Source organism: Cupriavidus gilardii (assembly GCF_013347325.1).
Lineage (GTDB): Bacteria > Pseudomonadota > Gammaproteobacteria > Burkholderiales > Burkholderiaceae > Cupriavidus > Cupriavidus gilardii.
On the sequence record NZ_CP054626.1, the window covers coordinates 914,721 to 934,812 of the forward strand.

The 20,092-nt window shown below is 69.7% G+C and carries 15 protein-coding genes; 9 read left to right on the forward strand and 6 right to left on the reverse strand.

Annotation, left to right across the window (positions count from 1 at the left end; all coding sequences use genetic code 11):
* Positions 1-25 precede the first annotated feature (25 nt).
* The 3 genes from FOB47_RS14360 to FOB47_RS14370 all read right to left on the reverse strand — a co-directional run bounded on the left by FOB47_RS14360 (position 26) and on the right by FOB47_RS14370 (position 3,817).
* On the reverse strand, positions 26-1,132 hold the full coding sequence (locus FOB47_RS14360; protein ID WP_174781377.1) for an ABC transporter permease: 1,107 nt from the start codon (positions 1,130-1,132) through the stop codon (positions 26-28).
* Positions 1,125-2,705: an ABC transporter ATP-binding protein gene (locus FOB47_RS14365; RefSeq protein WP_174781378.1), complete on the reverse strand. Its 1,581-nt coding sequence runs from the start codon at positions 2,703-2,705 to the stop codon at positions 1,125-1,127. The genes FOB47_RS14360 and FOB47_RS14365 overlap by 8 nt, the downstream gene beginning before the upstream one ends.
* A 350-nt stretch (positions 2,706-3,055) precedes the next feature.
* Entirely contained in the window at positions 3,056-3,817 is a 762-nt protein-coding gene (locus FOB47_RS14370) for a GntR family transcriptional regulator (protein ID WP_053821363.1), read from the reverse strand.
* Positions 3,818-4,003: 186 nt separating this feature from the next.
* Between FOB47_RS14370 and FOB47_RS14375 the strand changes: the two genes are divergently transcribed.
* The 5 genes from FOB47_RS14375 to FOB47_RS14395 all read left to right on the forward strand — a co-directional run bounded on the left by FOB47_RS14375 (position 4,004) and on the right by FOB47_RS14395 (position 11,732).
* Positions 4,004-5,224, forward strand: coding sequence for a pyridoxal-phosphate-dependent aminotransferase family protein (locus FOB47_RS14375; protein ID WP_174781379.1), 1,221 nt, complete (start codon positions 4,004-4,006; stop codon positions 5,222-5,224).
* A 15-nt stretch (positions 5,225-5,239) separates the two neighbouring features.
* Positions 5,240-8,407, forward strand: a complete 3,168-nt coding sequence (locus tag FOB47_RS14380; protein WP_174781380.1) for an FAD-binding and (Fe-S)-binding domain-containing protein — start codon at positions 5,240-5,242, stop codon at positions 8,405-8,407.
* Positions 8,408-8,586: 179 nt separating this feature from the next.
* Positions 8,587-9,579 (forward strand): tripartite tricarboxylate transporter substrate binding protein, encoded by a 993-nt coding sequence (locus tag FOB47_RS14385; RefSeq protein WP_174782438.1) that lies wholly within the window; start codon positions 8,587-8,589, stop codon positions 9,577-9,579.
* 70 nt (positions 9,580-9,649) lie between these two features.
* Entirely contained in the window at positions 9,650-10,195 is a 546-nt protein-coding gene (locus FOB47_RS14390) for a tripartite tricarboxylate transporter TctB family protein (protein WP_174781381.1), read from the forward strand.
* Between the two features lie 10 nt (positions 10,196-10,205).
* The gene (locus FOB47_RS14395) at positions 10,206-11,732 is read left to right on the forward strand and encodes a tripartite tricarboxylate transporter permease (RefSeq protein ID WP_174781382.1); all 1,527 of its coding nucleotides are present in this window, start codon (positions 10,206-10,208) and stop codon (positions 11,730-11,732) included.
* Between the two features lie 90 nt (positions 11,733-11,822).
* Here the strand turns inward: FOB47_RS14395 and FOB47_RS14400 are convergent, their stop codons facing one another.
* On the reverse strand, positions 11,823-12,758 hold the full coding sequence (locus FOB47_RS14400) for a pirin family protein (RefSeq protein ID WP_174781383.1): 936 nt from the start codon (positions 12,756-12,758) through the stop codon (positions 11,823-11,825).
* 940 nt (positions 12,759-13,698) lie between these two features.
* Here FOB47_RS14400 and FOB47_RS14405 point away from each other — a divergent pair.
* The 4 genes from FOB47_RS14405 to FOB47_RS14420 are packed head-to-tail and all read left to right on the forward strand — an operon-like array spanning position 13,699 to position 17,265.
* A complete protein-coding gene (locus FOB47_RS14405; protein WP_174781384.1) occupies positions 13,699-14,415 on the forward strand; it encodes an ABC transporter permease in 717 nt (238 codons plus the stop codon).
* Between the two features lie 32 nt (positions 14,416-14,447).
* Positions 14,448-15,362: a glycine betaine ABC transporter substrate-binding protein gene (locus tag FOB47_RS14410; protein WP_390884814.1), complete on the forward strand. Its 915-nt coding sequence runs from the start codon at positions 14,448-14,450 to the stop codon at positions 15,360-15,362.
* A 50-nt stretch (positions 15,363-15,412) separates the two neighbouring features.
* Positions 15,413-16,063, forward strand: a complete 651-nt coding sequence (locus FOB47_RS14415) for an ABC transporter permease (RefSeq protein ID WP_174781386.1) — start codon at positions 15,413-15,415, stop codon at positions 16,061-16,063.
* Entirely contained in the window at positions 16,060-17,265 is a 1,206-nt protein-coding gene (locus FOB47_RS14420; RefSeq protein WP_174781387.1) for an osmoprotectant ABC transporter ATP-binding protein OsmV, read from the forward strand. Before FOB47_RS14415 ends, FOB47_RS14420 begins: the two co-directional genes overlap by 4 nt.
* Before the next feature lie 78 nt (positions 17,266-17,343).
* Here FOB47_RS14420 and FOB47_RS14425 read toward each other — a convergent pair whose 3' ends face one another.
* On the reverse strand, positions 17,344-18,306 hold the full coding sequence (locus tag FOB47_RS14425; protein ID WP_174781388.1) for a hypothetical protein: 963 nt from the start codon (positions 18,304-18,306) through the stop codon (positions 17,344-17,346).
* A gap of 204 nt (positions 18,307-18,510) precedes the next feature.
* Complete coding sequence (locus FOB47_RS14430) at positions 18,511-20,088, reverse strand: aldehyde dehydrogenase (NADP(+)) (RefSeq protein ID WP_174781389.1); 1,578 nt, start codon at positions 20,086-20,088, stop codon at positions 18,511-18,513.
* Positions 20,089-20,092: the final 4 nt, after the last annotated feature.

Sequence of the window (20,092 nt, forward strand, 5' to 3'; positions counted from 1 at the left end):
AGCGGATATCGGTAGAGTCGCCGGATCAGCGGGCGGCCGCCGCGCGCCAGCGCACGCGGTGGTCGATCAGGCTGTCGCAGGCCAGCAGGAAGAACAGCAGCATCCCCTGGAACACCCAGCCGATGGCCGACGGCAGGCCCAGGCGCGATTGCGCCATCTCGCCGCCGATATAGAACAGCGACATCACGATGCCGCCGAACACCGCGCCGACCGGATGCAGCCGGCCGACGAACGCGACGATGATCGCGGTGAAGCCGTAGCCCGGCGAGATCGACGGCAGCAGCTGGCCGATCGGTCCCACCACTTCGAAGGCGCCGGCCAGGCCGGCGAAGCCGCCGGAGATCAGCAGCGCCATCCACAGCGAGGCACGCGCCGAGAAGCCCGCATAGCGCGCGGCCGACGGCGCGGTGCCGCCAACCTGCAGCCGATAGCCGGCGAAGCTGCGGAACAGGAACACCGTCATCACGGCCACCAGCACCAGCATCACGACGAAGCCGGCATGCAGCCGCGAGCCCGACATCAGGTTGGGCAGCAGGAATTCCGACGAGAACACCCTGGACTGCGGAAAGTTCATGCCCTGCGGATCCTTCAGCGGGCCGTTGACCACGTACAGGATCAGCTGCTGCGCGATATAGGTCAGCATCAGCGAGACCAGGATCTCGTTGGCGTTGAAGCGGTCGCGCAGCAGCGCCGTGATGCCGGCCCACAGCATGCCGCCGGCGATGCCGGCGAGCGAAGCGAGCACCAGCACCGCGACGCCGCTGACCGCATGGCCGGGCACGTCGAACCACAGCACCGTCGCCGCGGCGAAGATGCCGCCGAGGATCAGCTGGCCCTCGGCGCCGATGTTCCAGACGTTGGCCCGGTAGCAGACCGACAGCCCGAGCGCGCACAGCACCAGCGGCACGGTCTTGAGCAGCACCTCGCCGAGCGCGCGCTTGTCCTTGACCGGATCGACCAGGAAGACTTTCAGCGCGGCCATCGGGTCCTTGCCGAGCAGCACGAACAGCAGCGCACCGAAAGCGAGCGTCAGCGCCAGCGCGATCACCGGCGAGGCATAGGCCATCGGGCGCGACGGCAGGCCGCGCGGGGCCAGCGACAGGGGAAAGGCGAAGCCGGGCGATCTAGCCATGGACGCGCGCCTCCGTGACATCCTGCCGGTCTTCGTCCTGGCCGCCGGGTCCGCCCTGCCACAGTCCGCTCATCCACAGGCCGACCTGTTCGCGCGTGGCGTCCTCGACCGGGATCGACGGCGACAGCCGCCCCTTGGCGATCACGTGCAGCCGGTCGCAGATCGCGAACAGCTCGTCGAGCTCCTCCGACACGACCAGGATCGCACAACCGGTGGCCTTCAGCGCCAGCAGCTCGTTGTGGATTTGCGCGGCGGCGCCGACGTCGACGCCCCAGGTCGGCTGCGCGACGATCAGCACGCCGGGGCCGCTTTCGATCTCGCGGCCGACGATGAACTTCTGCAGGTTGCCGCCCGACAGGCTGCGGGCCAGCGCGTCGGGGCCGCCGGCCTTGACGCGAAAGCGCTGGATGATCGCGGCGGCGAGCCCGGCCGCCGCCTTCGGCGAGACCAGGCCACGCCGCACATAGGGCGGGTCCTGGTGCGACAGCAGCGTATTGTCGGCCAGGCTCATGCCGGGTACCGCCCCGCGGCCCAGCCGCTCCTCGGGCACGAAGGCCAGGCCCGCGCGCCGGCGCGCCCGGGCATCGAGCCGGCCGACCGGTTTGCCGTCGAGCGCGATCGCCTCGCGCGCGGCGCGCGTATCCTCGCCGGACAGCGCCGCCAGCAGTTCCTGCTGGCCGTTGCCCGACACGCCGGCGATGCCGACGATCTCGCCGGCATGCAGATCGAGCGAGATGTCTTCGAGCGCGGTGGCGAAGGCATGCGCGCGCGGCAGCGACAGCGCGCTCACCGACAGCCGCAGCGCGCCGCGCGGCGTCGCCACGCGCGCCTCGCGCGGCGGCTCGCCGCCGATCATCATGCGCGAGAGCGAGGCCGCGCTTTCCTGGCGCGGATCGCACAGGCCGGTGACCCGGCCCATCCGCATCACGGTGGCGCGATGGCACAGCGCGCGGATCTCGTCGAGCTTGTGGCTGATGTAGAGGATGCTGGTGCCTTCGTCGGCGAGCTGGCGCAGCGTGACGAACAGCGTCTGCACCGCCTGCGGCGTCAGCACCGAGGTCGGTTCGTCGAGGATCAGCAATTGCGGCCGCGCCAGCAGCGCGCGGACGATCTCGACGCGCTGGCGCTCGCCGACCGACAGCGTATGCACATGGCGCTCGGGCTCGAGCGGCAGCCCGTAGCGCGCGGCCGTCTCGCGGATGCGCGCGGCCAGCGCCTTCATCGAGGTGCCGCCGCGCTGCGCGGCCGGCAGGCCGAGCGCGATGTTCTCGGTCACGGTCAGCGTGTCGAACAGCGAAAAATGCTGGAACACCATTGCGATGCCCAGATCGCGGGCGTCGTGCGGACTGTCGATGACGACCGGCGCGCCGTTGAAGTGCATCTGGCCGGCGTCGGGCTTGACCGCGCCGAAGATGATTTTCATCAGGGTCGACTTGCCGGCGCCGTTCTCGCCGAGCACGGCATGGATTTCGCCGGGAGCGACGGTCAGCGAGACGTCGTCGTTGGCGGTCACGCCGGGATAGCGCTTGACGATATGGGCAAGCGCCAGCCTGGGGGTGGAATTGGATGTCACTGAGGCGGCTCTGGTTGTCGTGGCAGCTTCGTCCGTCGGCACTGCGCGGCGCCGGGGCAGACCGCGGGGAAGCGGCGCCACGGCACGGCGGCAGCGGTCAGCAGTGAACAGCGGCAAGGCGGGGCCAGCATGGCCGGCGCGCCTGGCTGCGTCATCACGGAAGCGTAATGCCTGTTATCAGGTCGGGATTATATAAGTGCGCCGGTCCCGCAACGGCCGCCATGACCGCCGCCGCAGGCCCCGCAACGGATGGCGGACGGTTGCAAGTCGCATGCCGGATGCGCGGCGAGGGAAGGGAAAGGAGGGGGAAGGCCCGGCGAGCGCGGGCCTGGAAAGTCCGGCCGGCGCGCTCAGGCCGCGGACGCCGAAGCCCCCGTGTTGTCGCCCGCCTCGCCGCCGGTACGCTCCGCGGCCAGCGAGCCCTGCATCACCGCCTCGCGCTTTTCCAGCAGATGCTGGCGCAGGATCGCGGCGAGCCGCTTGCCGTCGCGCGCTTCCAGCGCCTGGATCATGGCCTCGTGGTCCTGCACCGCGCGGTCCCATTTCTGGGTCTGCTGGTTGGAGCGGAAGCGCAGCGCCTTGAGCCGGCGGTTGATCGACAGATAGGTCTGGCGCAGCACGCCATTGCGCGCGGCCGCGTTGATGCGGTCGTGGATCTCCTGGTTGCGGCTGTAGTAGCCCGACAGATCGTTCTGCGCGCGGCAGGCCAGCATCGCGTAATGCAGCGCCTTGATCTGCGCCAGCTCGGCCGGCGTGATGCGTTCGCAGGCCAGTTCGCCGGCAAAGGCTTCCAGGCCGGCCATCAGCTCGAAGGTCTCCCAGATCTCGGCCTCGGTCATCCGCGACACGCTGGCGCCGCGGTTCGGCGAGATCTCGATCAGGTTCTCGGCGGCCAGCACCTTGAACGCCTCGCGCAGCGGCGTGCGCGAAATCCCCAGCGTCTCGCACAGCTCGCGCTCGTTGAGCTTCATGCCGGGCTTGAGCACGCCTTCGGTGATGAACTTGCGCAGGTGCTCGACCACGGTGTCGTGCAGGCGCTGGCGCTCCAGCCGGGGCAGCAGCGGGGTGGCGCCGCTGTCGGGCAGCGGCGCCCCTTCGGCGGAATTTTGCATTCAAAGTCCTTATCCGTGATGTCCCGGCCATTCTAGCGCAGAGTCGCGCGGAACTGTCCCCCAGCCCGCATGGCGCCGGCAATCGGGGTAAACGAGCGCGCTTATGCGGCAATTTCCGCTTGGGCTGGCCGACCTCGGCTGCTACAGTATTTTGAATTCAAAATTCAACAAGGAGGCACCAGTCCCATGATCTCGCTCGACTTTCACCCCGCCGGCCGCCACTTCCTGCAGATCCCGGGACCCAGCCCGGTACCGGATCGCATCCTGCGTGCGATCAGCTATCCGACCATCGATCATCGCGGGCCGGAATTCGGGGCGCTCGGGCGCAAGGTGCTGGCCGACATCCGCAAGATCTTCAAGACCGAGCATCCGGTGATCATCTATCCGGCCTCGGGCACCGGCGCCTGGGAGGCCGCGCTGTCGAACACGACCAGCCCGGGCGATACCGTGCTGATGTACGAGACCGGGCATTTCGCCACGCTGTGGAAGTCGATGGCGCAGTCGCTCGGCCTGCAGCCGGAATTCCTCGGCCTGCCGGGCATCGAGGGGTGGCGGCGCGGCGTGCAGCCCGACATGATCGAGGCGCGGCTGCGCGAGGACAGCGGCCATCGGATCCGCGCGGTCTGCGTGGTGCACAACGAGACCTCGACCGGCGTGACCTCCGACATCGCCGCGGTGCGCCGCGCGATCGATGCGGCGGGCCATCCGGCGCTGCTGATGGTCGATACGATCTCGGGCCTGGCTTCGGCCGACTATCGGCACGACGAGTGGGGCGTGGACGTGACGGTGTCCGGCTCGCAGAAGGGCCTGATGCTGCCGCCGGGCATCAGCTTCAATGCGCTGTCGCCGAAGGCCATCGCCGCCAGCAAGGAGGCGCGCATGCCGCGCAGCTTCTGGCGCTGGGACGAGATCATCGAGGCCAACAAGAACGGCTACTGGCCGTACACGCCGAACACCAACCTGCTGTACGGCCTGTCCGAGGCGCTCGACATGATCCTGGAGGAAGGGCTGGACAACGTGTTCGCGCGCCACCAGCGCCTCGGCGAGGCGACCCGCCGTGCGGTGCGCGCCTGGGGTCTGGAGATCCAGTGCGCCGATCCGGCGGTCTACAGCCCGGTGCTGACCGGCGTGATGATGCCCGAGGGCGTCGACGCGGACGCGGTGCGCAAGCGCATCTACGAACGCTTCAACATGTCGCTGGGCCAGGCGCTGGGCAAGATGCGCGGCAAGATGTTCCGCATCGGCCATCTCGGCGATTGCAACGACCTGACGCTGATGGCGACGCTGTCGGGCTGCGAGATGGGGCTGAAGCTGTCGGGCGTGCCGCTGCAGGGCAGCGGCGTCGCGGCGGCGATGGAGTACCTGACCTCCCATGCCGACACCCCGGTGCTGAAGGCCGCTGCCTGAGCGGATGGAGCTGCGATGACGGATCTGTCCACGCCGTTGGCCCCTTCATTGGCTGCCTCGCCGATCGTCAAGCCGCTGCACTTCGTCCGCGCCGAAGGCGGCCCCGGCTCGCCGCTGGCCACGCGGCTGCGGCGCGAGCTGCGCGGCGACGTGCTGTTCGACCGCGCCAGCCGCGGCCGCTATGCGACCGACGCGTCGATCTACCAGATCATGCCGGTCGGCGTGGTGGTGCCGCGCGACCAGCGCGACCTGCTGCTGGCGCTGGAGATTGCACGCGACGCGCATGCGCCGGTGCTGGCGCGCGGCGCCGGCACCAGCCAGTGCGGCCAGACCGTCGGCGAGGCGCTGGTGATCGACAACAGCAAGTGGCTGAACCAGGTGATCGACTTCGATCCGGTCGCGGCCACCGTCACGGTCGAGCCGGGCATCGTGCTCGATCACCTGAACGCCTGGCTCAAGCCGCATGGGCTGTGGTTTCCGGTCGATGTCTCGACCGGCGCGCAATGCACGATCGGCGGCATGGCGGGCAACAACTCCTGCGGTTCGCGCTCGCTGGCCTACGGCAACATGGTGCACAACGTGCTGGCGATCGACGCCGTGCTGGCCGACGGCGCGCAATGCCATTTCGGATCGCTGGCGCAGGCGCCCACCGATCCGCGCGTGCAGGCCATGCTGGGGCAGCTGCGCGCGATCGCCACGCGCGAACGCGACGAGATCGCCGAGCGCATGCCCAAGGTGCTGCGCCGCGTCGCCGGCTACAACATCGATCTGTTCGACTGCCAGAACCCGCGCGCCTATACCGACGACGGCCACGCCAACCTGTCGCACCTGCTGGTCGGCTCCGAAGGCACGCTGGCCTACAGCCGGCAGATCACGCTGAAGCTCGCACCGCTGCCGGCGCACAAGGTGCTGGGCGTGGTCAATTTCCCGACCTTCTACCAGGCGATGGAAATGACCCAGCATATCGTCGGGCTGGCGCCGGTCGCGGTCGAGCTGGTCGACCGCACGATGATCGACCTGTCGATGGCCAACCCGGCCTTCCGCCCGGTGATCGCGTCGGCGCTGCGCGGCGAGCCGCAGGCGATCCTGCTGGTCGAGTTCGCCGGCGAGGATGCCGCCGCGCTGCGCGCCGACCTCGATGCGCTCGACGAACTGATGGGCGACCTCGGCCTGCCCGGTTCGGTGGTCAAGATGCCGGACGCCGGCGCGCAGAAGGCGCTGTGGGAAGTGCGCAAGGCGGGCCTGAACATCATGATGAGCATGAAGGGCGACGGCAAGCCGGTCTCCTTCATCGAGGACTGCGCGGTGCCGCTGCCGCATCTGGCCGAGTACACGCGCCGGCTGACCGAGGTGTTCCATCGCCACGGCACCGAGGGCACCTGGTACGCGCACGCCAGCGTCGGCACGCTGCACGTGCGGCCGATCCTGGACATGCGCCGCGACGGCGCGCAGAAGATGCGCGCGATTGCCGAGGAGGCCGCCGCGCTGGTGCGCGAGTACAAGGGCGCCTATTCGGGCGAGCACGGCGACGGCCTGTGCCGCGGCGAATGGGTGGCCTGGCAATACGGCCCGCGCATCCATGCGGCCTTCGGCGAGATCAAGGCGCTGTTCGACCCGGACAACCGCTTCAATCCCGACAAGATCGTGCGGCCGCCGAAGATGGACACGCGCGAGCTGTTCCGCTTCCCGCCCGGCTACCAGCGGCTGCCGCTGCAGCCGGCGCTGGACTGGTCGGCGTGGAACGTCAGCCGCGATCCTTTGAGCGGCGAGGAAACGCCGCCGGGCAGCGGCGGCGATCGCACCGGCGGGCTCGCCGCCGCGGTCGAGATGTGCAACAACAACGGCCACTGCCGCAAGTTCGACGCCGGCACCATGTGCCCGAGCTACCGCGTCACGCGGGACGAGCAGCACGTCACGCGCGGACGCGCCAACACGCTGCGGCTCGCGGTGTCGGGCCAGCTGGGCGAGGAAGGCCTGGCGAGCGAGGACGTCAAGGCGGTGCTGGACCTGTGCGTGTCGTGCAAGGGCTGCAAGCGCGACTGTCCGACCGGCGTCGACATGGCGCGGATGAAAATCGAGGCGCGCCATGCGTGGGCACGGCGCCATGGGCTGACGCTGCGCGACCGGCTGGTGGCCTTCATGCCGCGCTATGCGCCGCTGGCAAGCCGGATGCCGGCGCTGATGGCGCTGGCCGACCGCATTCCGCTGCTGTCGGCGTGGGCCAGGCGCGCGCTCGGCTTCGCGCCGCAGCGCAGCCTGCCGCGCTGGCAGCGTTCGTTTCTGTCGACGATTGCGCGTGCCGGCCGCGGCGATGCCACCCCGGCCACCGCCGGCGCCGGCGCTGCGACGGGCACCGCTTCCCTGGCCGCATCGTCAAGCCAACCGCTGCGCGATGCAGCCGCCGGAGGAATTCGGGAGGTGGTGCTGTTCGTCGACACCTTCAACAACCACATGGAGCCCGAGAACGCGCGCGCCGCGCAGGCCGTGCTCGAAGCCGCCGGCTACACCGTGCATCCGCTGATGCGGCCGGGCGAGCGGCCGCTCTGCTGCGGCCGCACTTTCCTGGCCGCGGGCCTGGTCGAGCAGGCACGGCAGGAGGCGCGGCGGCTGCTCGACGCGGTGCAGCCGTACGTCGCGCGCGGCGTGCCGATCGTCGGGCTCGAGCCGTCGTGCCTGCTGTCGCTGCGTGACGAATTCCTCGGCTACGGCTATGGCGACGAGGCGGCGCGGCTGGCCGCCGGCGCCTTCCTGTTCGAGGAGTTCCTGGTGCGCGAGCGCCAGGCGGGGCGCCTGAGCCTGAAGCAGCTGGCGCTGCAGCCGCTGCCGCAGCGCGAGGCGCTGGTGCATGGCCACTGCCACCAGAAGGCCTTCGACGCGTTCACGCCGGTGCAGACGGTGCTGGGCTGGATTCCGCAGCTCAAGGTGTCGCCGATCCAGTCCTCGTGCTGCGGCATGGCCGGCAGTTTCGGCTACGAGGCCGAGCACTACGAGGCGTCGCTGGCGATGGCCGAGCTGTCGCTGCTGCCGGCCGTGCGCGCGCGGACGGACGACGCCATCGTCGTTGCCGACGGCACCAGCTGCCGCCATCAGATCCTTGACGGTGCCGACGCGCAGGCCTGGCACGTGGCGCGCGTGCTGGCCGCCGCGTTGACGGCGCGCGCAGCGGCGGCGGTGACGGACTAGCGAGGGGGGGTAGCAATACAGGGAGGACAGGCCGGCACCGTTGCCGTTCCGGCCGCAAACCAGTCCGCCGCACAGACCGGACAAGGCCGCTCGACGGCCGGCACGCGGCGGGCCGATGTGACATTCCAACGAGGAGACAGGCAATGCAAAGCAAGCACAGCAAGCAGGGCAAGCGTTCGATGCTGGCGTTCGGCGCGTTCGGCGCGGCCGCGCTCGCGATCGGCGGCGCGCCGGCCGCGGCATGGGCATGGGAGCCGACCAAGCCGGTCGAGATCGTCGTGCCGTTCAGCGCGGGCGGCGCGTCCGACCAGATGGCGCGCTCGATCCAGAGCATCATCGCCAAGCACAAGCTGATGAACCAGCCGGTGATCGTGGTCAACAAGGCCGGCGCCAGCGGCGCCGAGGGCCTGATGGACACCAAGGCGTCGCAGGGCAATGCGCACAAGCTGCTGGTGACATCGTCGGCGCTGTACACGGTGCCGATGGTCAGCCACCTGCCGTTCAGCTGGCGCGACCTGACGCCGATCGCGATGGTCGCGCAGGACGAGTTCGTGCTGTGGACCAATGCCGAGGCCCCGTACAAGACCGTCGCCGAGTTCGTCGAGGGCGCCAGGGCCGGCGCCGGCAAGGTCAAGATGGGCGGCACCAGCTCCAAGCGCGAGGACCAGATCATCACCACGCTGATCCAGAAGAAGACCGGCGCGAAGTTCATCTACGTGCCGTACAAGGGCGGCGGCGAGGCGGCCACGCAGCTGTCGGGCAAGCATATCGACGCAAACGTCAACAACCCGTCCGAATCGATCGGCCAGTGGCGCGCCGGCGAGCATCGCGCGCTGTGCGTGTTCGCGCCCGAACGGATGGGCTACACCACCAAGGTCACCCAGTCGCAGAGCTGGCGCGACGTGCCGACCTGCAAGGAGCAGGGGCTCGACGTCCAGTACCAGATGCTGCGCGTGTTCATGATGCCCGGCGGCATCACGCCCGATCAACAGAAGTACTACGTCGAGCTGATGCGCAAGATCGTCGCCACGCCCGAGTGGAAGGAGTACCTCGAGCGCAATGCGCTGAAGAGCGAATTCGTCGCGGGCAAGGCGCTCGAGGATTTCCTCGTCAAGGACGAGAATGCGCACCGCGACATCCTGAAGGAAGCGGGCTTCATGGCCGCGCGCTGAGCCGGCACCGCCAACGACGCGCGGCCGGCTCGACGCGGGCCGCCGCGCGCACCGACTGGGAGAGCTTTCGATGGAAACACAGCAAGAGCATGCGGCCGCCGCCGCGAACGCCGCGCACGCTGATCATGCCGATGCGGGCGCACGCGGCATGTCGCTGCGCGCGGTCGAGCTGGCGGTGGCCGCGCTGCTGCTGGCGGCCGCGGCGGTGGTGATCTGGAGCAATCACCGCATCGGCGCCGGTTGGGCCGCCGACGGTCCGGAGGCCGGCTACTTTCCGCTGCGCGTCGGCGTGATCGTGCTGGTGTGCAGCCTGGCCGTGGCATGGCAGGCGTGGCGCACGCCAGCGGACGCGATCTTCGCCAGCTGGCAGCAATTGCGGCAGGTCTGCGTGATCCTGCTGCCGCTGTCCGTCTATGTCGCGCTGATCGGCTGGCTCGGCATCTACGTCGCATCGGCGATCTTCATCGCCGGCTTCATGATGGCGGTGGGCAAGGCCGAATGGTGGCGGGCGGTGCTGCTGGGCGCGGGGATCAATCTGGTGCTGTTCTGGATCTTCGAGATCCAGTTCCGGGTGCCGCTGCCGAAGGGGCCGCTGGAAGCGGCGCTCGGCTTCTAGGAGGGGCACCATGGAGGAATTCAACGCGCTGATGCACGGCTTCTCGGTCGCGCTGTCGTGGCAGAACGTCGGCCTGATGTTCGTCGGCATCCTGCTCGGCATCGTGGTCGGCGTGCTGCCCGGGCTGGGCGGCCCCAACGGCGTCGCGATCCTGCTGCCGCTGACGTTCTCGATGGATCCGACCTCGGCCATCATCATGCTGTCCTGCATCTACTGGGGGGCGCTGTTCGGCGGCGCGATCACGTCGATCCTGTTCAATATCCCGGGCGAGGCCTGGTCGGTGGCGACCACCTTCGATGGCTATCCGCTGGCGCAGCGCGGCGAGGCAGGCCGCGCGCTGACGTCGGCCTTCACCGGCTCGTGCCTCGGCGCGATGGCCGGCGTGCTGCTGATCACCTGCCTCGCGCCGCTGGTGGCGAAGTTCGCGCTGCGCTTCGGCCCGCCGGAATATTTCGCGGTCTATCTGCTGACCTTCTGCAGCTTCGTCGGCATGGGCAAGGAGGCCAAGCCCAAGATCCTGATCGCGATGTGCGCGGGCTTCCTGCTGGCGGCGGTCGGCATGGACACGGTCTCGGGCACGCTGCGGATGACGTTCGGCTCCACCGAGTTGCTGCGCGGCTTCGACTTCCTGGTGGCGGTGATCGGGCTGTTCGGCATCAGCGAAATCCTGATGACGATGGAGGAGGGCGTGGCCTTCCGCGGCAAGCAGGCGCGCATCGACCTGAAGGTGGTGTTGCGTACCTGGGCCGAGCTGCCGCGCTACTGGATGACGGTGCTGCGCTCGTCGGCGATCGGCTGCTGGCTCGGCATCACGCCGGGCGGCGCCACCGCGGCGTCGTTCATGGGCTATGGCGTGGCCAAGCGCATGGCGCGCGATCCGGACTCGTTCGGCAAGGGCAATATCGAGGGCGTGGTCGCGCCCGAGACCGCCGCGCACGCGGCCGGCACCAGCGCGCTGCTGCCGATGCTGGCGCTCGGCATTCCGGGCTCGGCCACCGCCGCGGTGCTGCTCGGCGGCCTGATGATCTGGGGCCTGCAGCCGGGGCCGTTGCTGTTCCAGGAGCAGGGCCCGTTCGTCTGGGGGCTGATCGCCAGCATGTACCTGGGCAATATCGTCGGGCTGCTGGTGGTGCTGTCGACGGTGCCGCTGTTCGCCGCGATCCTGCGCATCCCGTTCTCGATCATCGCGCCGCTGATCCTGGTGGTCTGCGCGATCGGCGCCTATACGGTCAACAACGCGCTGTTCGACGTCTGGCTGATGCTGGGCTTCGGCGTGATCGGCTACGTGCTGAAGAAGCTCGACTATCCGCTGGCGCCGCTGGTGCTCGCGCTGGTGCTGGGCGACCGCGCCGAGGATGCGTTCCGCCAGACCATGCTGGTGTCGTCCGGCTCGCTCGACATCTTCTGGTCCAACGGACTGGTCGGCACCATCATGACGCTGGCCATCCTGGTGCTGATCTGGCCGATGATCGGCGACCTGCGCGCACGGCTGCGCAGGGGCAAGGGGGTGACGGAGGCGGTGGAGGGGAACGGGTAAGACGCAAGGCGGCCCTCTCCCGGACCCTCTCCCCGCTGGCGGGCGAGGGGGCCGGGAGAGGGCCGCGGCGCATCGCGCCGCTTCCCGAGCTTACCCCGCGCTCTGCACCTTCCCCTCGAACCGCCCATCGCGAAAGTCGCTGAGCGCCTGGTGGATTTGCGCCTCGCTGTTCATCACGAACGGTCCGTACTGCACGATCGGCTCGCCCAGTGGCTTGCCGGCGATCAGCAGGAAGCGCGCATCCTGCGTGGCCTTGACGATCACGCCGTCGGCGTCGGCCTCGTTGGCCAGCACGCCCATCCGCTGCGCGTCGAGCGCGGCCAGCGCGTCGCCCTCGCCGATGCCGACTTCGCCCCGATAGACGTAGACGAAGGCGTTATGCCCGGCGGGGATCGCCTGTGCGAACGATTGGCCCGCCGGCAGCGATACGTCCAGATACAGCGGCTCGGTGACAGGCCGCGTCATCGCACCCTGCACGCCATGCGAGGCGCCGGCGAGCACGCGCACCACCGCGCCGCCCGGCAGCGCGACGGTCGGGATCGCCGCGGCCGGCAGGTCGCGATACCAGGGCGCCGTCATCTTGTCGCTGGCCGGCAGGTTCAGCCACAGCTGGAAGCCCTCCATGCGGCCGTCCTGCTGTTCCGGCATCTCCGAATGCACGACGCCGGCGCCGGCGACCATCCATTGCGCGCCGCCGTTCTCCAGCAGGCCCTCGTTGCCGGCGCTGTCGCGATGGCGCATGCGTCCGGCCAGCATGTAGGTGATGGTCTCGAAGCCGCGATGCGGGTGGGCCGGGAAGCCGCCGATGTAGTCGTCGGCGCGGTCGGTGCCGAAGGCGTCGAGCATCAGGAACGGATCCAGCCGGCGCTGCAGGTTCTGCGTCAGCACGCGGGTCAGCTTGACGCCCGCGCCGTCGGAGGTGGCGATGCCGCGTACCACGCGGTCGATGGTGCGGGTGCGCTGCACCGATTCCTCGGCGGCGGCTGGCACGGTGGTCACGTCGTTCAGGTTGCGGATGTCGTCCATGTCGATCTCCTGTGTCTTGGCGAGCGGCGCCTCGCGCCGCGTTACCCAGTCAATGTAAGGGTTTGGCGGAAAAGCGGTAGCCGGGCGAAGGGCAAAAGAGCGTTCCGTGGCTGGGACGATCGATGTCCGTTTGTGGACGGGATTGGAACGCGAAAGGTCTCGGAAAGGGACCGCAAAAGGGTGCCGGAAGGGAGTCGGAAGGGAGTCGGAAGGGAGTCGGAAGGGAGTCGGAAGGGAGTCGGAAGGCGGCGGGAAGGGGCGTCATGGGGACCGTTTTCGGCGCGCCGCGATGGGCCGAAATGACGGCAGAAAGCCGCCCGTTCCCGTGCGGGGTGACAAGATCGCTGAAGTTGGTTAGAATAGCGACCTCTTTGCCATCCGTTGTTGCAAATTAGCCGCTTGAGCTTCGCGCTCGCCGTGGCCGATTTCGCGACCACGGCCGATTGACCGGCGGCGCGTCGGAACCTTCAATTTTGCGCTGCCACTGGCCTGCGAGGTCAGACCGACCGTCCGCGACCGTCCGGCTCCTTGCCGACGCCGCGCCGGCCGTCGAACCGATCCGCAGCGCCGCGCCAGGGCCGCTGGCGCCTGCCCGTTCCGGGCAGCACCCGCGGTCCGTCACCGGGCCCCCACCGTCTCGCCCCCTTGTGCGGCGATGGGCGCCCACCGTCCGTCCGCCGGCATCCCGCCGGTCATGGCGGACAGCACCAATCTAGTCTGGACCCGGCCGGGTCCGCCGCCATGGCGCATGTCCCCATCGGGTCCGCCATCGCGCTGGTCCGTCGCCGTCGTCCTTCATGGACCGCCGTCGCGGCCCTCGCGCCTCGTGGCGCCTGTCGTGCCGTGCTTTTGTCGCCGCCTGTCGCCGTTTGGCCGATCCGCCGATCCGCCGATCCGCCGATCCGCCGATCGCGACGCCGGCTGGCTTACAGGAGAAAAGATGTCTCAGCGAATCTGGCGTGGACTCGGCTGGACCGGTTTCATCGTGTTGGCATTGGCCGGCCTGCTGGCCTGGGTCGGCGTCGACACGATCGCGGAACACCGCGAACGCCTGCTGTTCGACGTGGCCGACCACCTGCGCCTGGTGGCGTGGTCGATGGCCCTGGCGCTCGCCACTGGCGTGCCGGCCGGCATCCTGCTGTCGCGGCCGGCGCTGCGGCGCTGGGCCGACCGGCTGATGCAGGTCTTCAACATCGGCAATACCGTGCCGTCGCTGGCGGTGCTGGCGCTGTCGCTGGCGGTGCTCGGCATCGGCGAGCGCCCCGCGATACTGGCGCTGTGGCTGGCCTCGCTGCTGCCGATCGTGCGCAATACCTGCGAGGGCCTGCGCGGTCTGCCGCCCGCGTTGCTCGAGGCGGCCAAGGGCATCGGCATGACGCCGCGCCAGCGTCTGCTGCGGGTCGAGCTGCCCAACGCGATGCCGGTGATCCTGGCCGGCGTGCGTACCAGCCTGGTGATCAACGTCGGCACCGTGCCGCTGTCGTTCCTGATCGGCGCCAACAGCCTCGGCGAACTGATCTTCCCCGGCATCTATCTGAACAAGCCGTCGCTGCTGCTGCTCGGCGCCGCGGCCACCGCGCTGCTGGCGCTGGCGCTCGATGCGCTGTTCGCCGCGGGCGGACGCTTCTATCTGCGCCGGCGAGGGTTGGCGGCATGAAGCGGAACATCAAGGAGAACACCATGACGCTGATGCGATCGCTTCGTCCGCGCGCGTGGCTGGCCGCGCTGCTCGGCGCCGCCGCGCTGGTGGCGAACACCCCCGCGACGGCCGCCGATGCCGCGCCGGTGCGCGTGGGCGGCAAGAATTTCACCGAGCAGCTGATCCTGTCGTCGATGACCTCGCAATATCTGCGCGCCAAGGGCTTGAACACCGAGCTGACCGCGGGCCTGGGCAGCACGCTGATGCGGCAGGCGATGGAGAGCGGACAGCTCGACGTGGTGTGGGACTACACCGGCACCGCGCTGATCGTCTTCAATCGCGTCGAAGAGAAGCTCGATGCCGAGCAGAGCTACGCCCGGGTCAAGTCGCTCGACGCGGCCAAGGGCCTGGTGTGGCTGCAACCTTCGACGATCAACAACACCTATGCGCTGGCGATGCCGCGCCACCGTGCGGAGGCGGCCGGCGTGACCTCGCTGTCCGAGCTCGCCGACAAGATCCGCGCCGGGGGCGAGGACAAGCGGCACAACTTCGCGGTCGACATGGAGTTCGCCGCGCGGCCCGACGGCCTCGAGCCGCTGAAGGCCGCCTACGGGCTGCCATGGACGCGCCGCGACGTGATCCAGCTCGATCCGGGCCTGGTCTATACCGCACTGCGCAACGACCAGGTCGAGACCGGCCTGGTCTACGCCACCGACGGCCGCGTCAAGGGCTTCGATCTGGTGCTGCTGCGCGACGACAAGGGCTTCTTCCCGGCCTACCAGGCGGTGCCGGTGGTGCGCAAGGCGGTGCTCGACGCGCACCCGCAACTGGCCGAGCTGCTGAACGCGCTGGCCGCGGCGCTCGACAACGCGTCGATGACGGAGATGAACTACCGCGTCGAGATCGAGCAGAAACCGGTCGATGCCGTCGCGGCCGATTTCCTGCGCCAGCACGGGCTGATCTGACGGCCCGGCCGGGATAACGAAGGACAACCAAGGACAAGCACGGACACTCCATGGACCTGATTTCCTATCTGCAACACAGCTGGCCCACGCTGCTGAAGATGACCGGCGAGCATCTCGCGCTGGTCGGCGCGGCGGTCGGGCTGGCGATCCTGATCGGCGTGCCGCTCGGCATCCTGGCCACGCGCTGGCGCTGGCTGGCCACGCCGATGATGACGCTGGCCACGGTCGTGCTGACGATCCCGTCGATCGCGCTGTTCGGCCTGATGATCCCGGTGTTCGCGCGCTTCGGCCACGCGCTCGGCTACCTGCCGGCCGTCACCGCGGTGTTCCTGTATTCGCTGCTGCCGATCCTGCGCAACACCTACGTGGCGCTGGCCGGCATCGACAGCGGCATCCAGGAGGCCGGGCGCGGCATCGGCATGACCACCTGGCAACGGATGCGGCTGGTCGACCTGCCGCTGGCGGTGCCGGTGATCCTCGGCGGTGTGCGCACCGCGGTCGTGATGAACATCGGCGTGGCGACCATCGCCGCGCTGATCGGCGCCGGCGGTCTCGGCGTGCTGATCCTGCAAGCGATCAGCCAGAGCAATATGAGCAAACTCGCGGTGGGCGCCGTCCTGGTCAGCCTGCTCGCCATCGTGGCGGACGCGTGCCTGCAATGGTTGCAGCGCGTGCTGACGCCCAAAGGAATCCGCACATGATCGAACTGGACCAACTGAGCAAATCGTTCACGCAGAAGGATGGCGCGCTGGTGCGCGCGGTCGACTCGGTGTCGCTGACGGTGCCGCGCGGCGAGATCTGCGTGTTCCTCGGCCCGTCGGGCTGCGGCAAGACCACCACGCTGAAGATGATCAACCGGTTGATCCCGCCGACCTCGGGCCGCGTGCTGATTGAGGGCGAGGACACCGCGGGCATCGACGAGGTGGCGCTGCGCCGCAAGATCGGCTACGTGATCCAGCAGATCGGCCTGTTCCCCAACATGACGATCGAGCAGAACATCACCGTGGTGCCGCGCCTGCTGGGCTGGGACAAGCAGCGCTGCCGCGAACGCGCGCGCGAGCTGATGGCGATGGTGCAGCTCGATCCGAACCGGATGCTGTCGCGCTATCCGCGCGAGCTGTCCGGCGGCCAGCAGCAGCGCATCGGCGTGATCCGCGCGCTCGCCGCCGACGCGCCGGTGCTGCTGATGGACGAGCCCTTCGGCGCGGTCGATCCGATCAACCGCGAAAGCATCCAGAACGAGTTCCTGCAGATGCAGCGCCAGCTGGGCAAGACCGTGATCATGGTCTCGCACGACATCGACGAGGCGATCAAGCTGGCCGACAAGGTCGCCGTGTTCCGCGCCGGCAAGCTGGTCCAGTTCGACCATCCCGACGCGCTGCTGGCGCATCCGGCCGATGAGTTCGTGCAGGCTTTCGTCGGCCACGACAACACGCTCAAGCGTCTGCTGCTGGTACGCGCCGGCGATGCCGCCACGATGGGCGCCACCGCGACGCCGCAGATGCCGCTGGCGCAGGCGCTGGCGCTGATGGACGACGCCGACGTGCGCTATCTGCCGGTGCTCGATCGCGACCAGCGCGCGCTCGGCTATGTGGCGCGCCGCGACGCGCGCAATCCGGCCGCGGGCAAGCAGGCCTGCGGCGACGTGCTGCGTCCGTTCGCCGCGACCGCGGCGTTCGACGAGCATCTGCGCATCGTGCTGTCGCGGATGTATCAGCACAACACCAGCTGGCTGCCGGTGGTCGATGCCGACGGCGTCTACCTGGGCGAGGTCACGCAGGAATCGATCGCGGGCTATCTGAGCTCGGGGCGCTCGCGCAGCGGCGCCATCGCGGCGCCCGCGGCCTCGGCGGCGCCGGCCTCGGCAGCGAGCGCTGCCGCGCCGCTGCGCGCGGCGGCTTGAGGACGTACGGCCCGGCGGTGTGCCGGTGAGCCGATGCGCCGATGCGCCGATGCGCTGATGCGCTGATGCGCCGCGGCGTCAGCGCAGCCTGCCGGGTGGGTCGATCGGGCCCGCCAGCCGCCGCTTGATCGCGTCGATTGCCGATTCGAGCTGCTCGCGGCAATGCAGCGAATCGGCGGTCTCGCGCACGCGCCACATCAGCTCCTTGCGCAGATGGCCCAGGCGCGTCTTGTGATAGGTGTGTTCGGTGAAATCGGCGTTGATCATCGCCGGATTGATATAGATGCGATGTCCCCGCGCGCGCAGGTCGGCGTGGAAGGACACGTGCTCGTTGATCTCGCCGCCGTTGGCGTCGAGCCCGACATAGCGCCCCGTCACGAAGGCATCGCGCCGGTACACCGCGAAGCCGCCGAAGGCCGATTCGACTTCGATCGGCGCGGCGTCGGCCGGCACGCGGATCTGCTTCGATGCCACGCACATCTCCAGTGCCTGGCGATGCCCCACCACGTCGACGATGTCGCGATAGGCGGCCCAGCAGTCGACCGGCGACCAGGCCGGGTGGCGCAGCGCCCAGATATCGTAGTAACCCAGCCGCTGGTTGGCCGTCATGCCGGCCCAGTCCACCTCGCTGCGCCAGCAGCTGAGCACCGCGTCGGCGGTCAGCCCATGGTTGATGTCGTCCAGGTCGGCCGCAATCACGTAATCGATCTTCGCGTACCGCGGATCGCTGGCCAGGCGCTCGACATAGACATTGCGGCAGAGCGCGATGCGGTCGCAGCGTGCCGGATGACGCTCGCGCAGCGAGCCCATCGACTCGAAGGCGAAGCGGGGGACCTGCGCGGCGAGCTGCCGCAGCTGCTGCACGGAATCGTCGGAGGAATCGCTCTCGACCAGCAGGAAGCTGACCGACGCGAAGCCGGCCAGGACCTTGCGCAGGTGCGCCACTTCACCCCCGATCGTCGCGCCGCAATTCCGCACCGGCCCGACCACCGCGACATGGGCGGATTCGGGCGGGATGCGCAGGGGCGGCGGGGTGGTCATGATGGCGATCCTCTGTGGCCGGCGGGCACACGTTGCGGTGACACCGTCACTGTACGTACGTCGACCTGCAGCGACTGTGGGATGGATCACACACAGTCGCCGCCGGTCATGGCCGGCCACCCCGTCGTTCCCGCGCCGGCGGGAGCGCGGCGTCCCTGAGCGCCGCCGGAACCGCTGCCTGCGCGGCGGCGACAACGCCGGCGGTCACGTGCGGCCCAGCTCCCCGTCCCGCAGCCGCCACAGGCCGAGCGGATTGTCGTCGCGCAGCGCCGGCGGCAGCAATTCGGCCGGCACGTTCTGATAGCAGACCGGGCGCAGGAAACGCGAGATCGCCGCGGCGCCGACCGAGGTCGTGCGCGCGTCCGACGTCGCCGGGAAGGGGCCGCCATGCACCATCGCATACGACACCTCGACGCCGGTCGGATAGCCGTTGAACAGCACGCGTCCGGCCTTGCGCTCGAGCACCGGCAGCAGCTGCGCGGCCGCCGCATGGTCGCCGGCATCGGCATGCACGGTGGCGGTCAGCTGTCCCTCGAGGCTGCGCGTCAGCGCGGCCATCTCGTCGATGTCGCGGCAGACCACCAGCACCGACGACGGGCCGAACACCTCCGCCTGCATCCGATGATCGGCGATGAACTGCGCGGCGCTGGTCTCGAACATCGCGGCGCAGGCCTGATTGGGTCCACTGCCGGCCAGACCCGTGCCGATGCGTTGCAGGCCGTTGATCTCGCCCAGGCTTGCCACGCCCTGCTGATAGGCCTGGTGGATGCCCGGCGTCAGCATCGTGCCGGCGGGCTTGCCGCCCAGCGCCTGCACCGCGGCCGCGCGGAACGCGGCGAGCGCCGGACTGTCGATCGCGATCACCAGGCCGGGGTTGGTGCAGAACTGGCCGACGCCGAGCACCAGCGAATCGACCAGCTCCGTGGCGATGCGCTCGCCGCGCGCGGCCAATGCCGCCGGCAACAGGAACACCGGATTGATGCTGCTCATCTCGGCATAGACCGGGATCGGCTGCGGCCGCTGCTGCGCCACGCGGCTCAGCGCCAGGCCGCCGGCGCGCGAGCCGGTGAAGCCGACCGCCTGGATCGCCGGATGCCCGACCAGCGCCGTGCCGATCTCGTTGCCGGCGCCGAGCACCAGCGAGAACACGCCCTCGGGCAGGCCGGCGTCGGCCACCGCCTGCTGAATCACGCGGCCGACCAGCTCGGAGGTGCCCAGATGGGCCGGGTGCGATTTGGCGACCACCGGGCAGCCCGCGGCCAGCGCCGACGCGGTATCGCCGCCGGCCACCGAGAACGCCAGCGGGAAATTGCTGGCGCCGAATACCGCCACCGGGCCCAGCGCGATGTTCTGCATGCGCAGGTCGGGGCGCGGCGGCGTGCGCTCGGGCAGCGCGCTGTCCCAGGTGGCCTGCTGCCAGCGGCCGTCGCGCAGCACGCGCGCGAACAGGCGCAGCTGATTGGCGGTGCGGCCGCGCTCGCCCTGCAGCCGCGCCAGCGGCAGGCCGCTTTCGCGATGGGCGCGTTCGATCAGCGTGTCGCCGAGCGCCTCGATGCCGTCGGCGATGCGCTCCAGAAAGGCCGCGCGTTGCGCCGGCAGCGTGTTGCGGAAGGCGTCGAAGGCCTGTTCGGCCAGCGCGCAGGCACGGTCGACTTCGGCCGCGCCGCCGCCATGGAAGTCTGGGCCCAGCGTCGCGCCGGTGGCGGGGTCGATCGCCTGCAGCACGGCGTCGTGGCCGCGCACGGCGCTGGCGCCGATCAGCATCTCTCCGGTGATCTTCATTGGC

What these genes read in the sequence shown, in the direction of transcription:
- FOB47_RS14370 (WP_053821363.1), bottom strand. Translation starts at nt 3,817, where the DNA reads ATGCAAAATTCCGCCGAAGGGGCGCCGCTGCCCGACAGCGGCGCCACC.
- FOB47_RS14385 (WP_174782438.1), top strand. Translation starts at nt 8,587, where the DNA reads ATGCTGGCGTTCGGCGCGTTCGGCGCGGCCGCGCTCGCGATCGGCGGC.
- FOB47_RS14375 (WP_174781379.1), top strand. Translation starts at nt 4,004, where the DNA reads ATGATCTCGCTCGACTTTCACCCCGCCGGCCGCCACTTCCTGCAGATC.
- FOB47_RS14430 (WP_174781389.1), bottom strand. Translation starts at nt 20,088, where the DNA reads ATGAAGATCACCGGAGAGATGCTGATCGGCGCCAGCGCCGTGCGCGGC.
- FOB47_RS14415 (WP_174781386.1), top strand. Translation starts at nt 15,413, where the DNA reads ATGGACCTGATTTCCTATCTGCAACACAGCTGGCCCACGCTGCTGAAG.
- FOB47_RS14420 (WP_174781387.1), top strand. Translation starts at nt 16,060, where the DNA reads ATGATCGAACTGGACCAACTGAGCAAATCGTTCACGCAGAAGGATGGC.
- FOB47_RS14410 (WP_390884814.1), top strand. Translation starts at nt 14,448, where the DNA reads ATGCGATCGCTTCGTCCGCGCGCGTGGCTGGCCGCGCTGCTCGGCGCC.
- FOB47_RS14400 (WP_174781383.1), bottom strand. Translation starts at nt 12,758, where the DNA reads ATGGACGACATCCGCAACCTGAACGACGTGACCACCGTGCCAGCCGCC.
- FOB47_RS14360 (WP_174781377.1), bottom strand. Translation starts at nt 1,132, where the DNA reads ATGGCTAGATCGCCCGGCTTCGCCTTTCCCCTGTCGCTGGCCCCGCGC.
- FOB47_RS14425 (WP_174781388.1), bottom strand. Translation starts at nt 18,306, where the DNA reads ATGACCACCCCGCCGCCCCTGCGCATCCCGCCCGAATCCGCCCATGTC.
- FOB47_RS14395 (WP_174781382.1), top strand. Translation starts at nt 10,206, where the DNA reads ATGGAGGAATTCAACGCGCTGATGCACGGCTTCTCGGTCGCGCTGTCG.
- FOB47_RS14390 (WP_174781381.1), top strand. Translation starts at nt 9,650, where the DNA reads ATGGAAACACAGCAAGAGCATGCGGCCGCCGCCGCGAACGCCGCGCAC.
- FOB47_RS14405 (WP_174781384.1), top strand. Translation starts at nt 13,699, where the DNA reads ATGTCTCAGCGAATCTGGCGTGGACTCGGCTGGACCGGTTTCATCGTG.
- FOB47_RS14380 (WP_174781380.1), top strand. Translation starts at nt 5,240, where the DNA reads ATGACGGATCTGTCCACGCCGTTGGCCCCTTCATTGGCTGCCTCGCCG.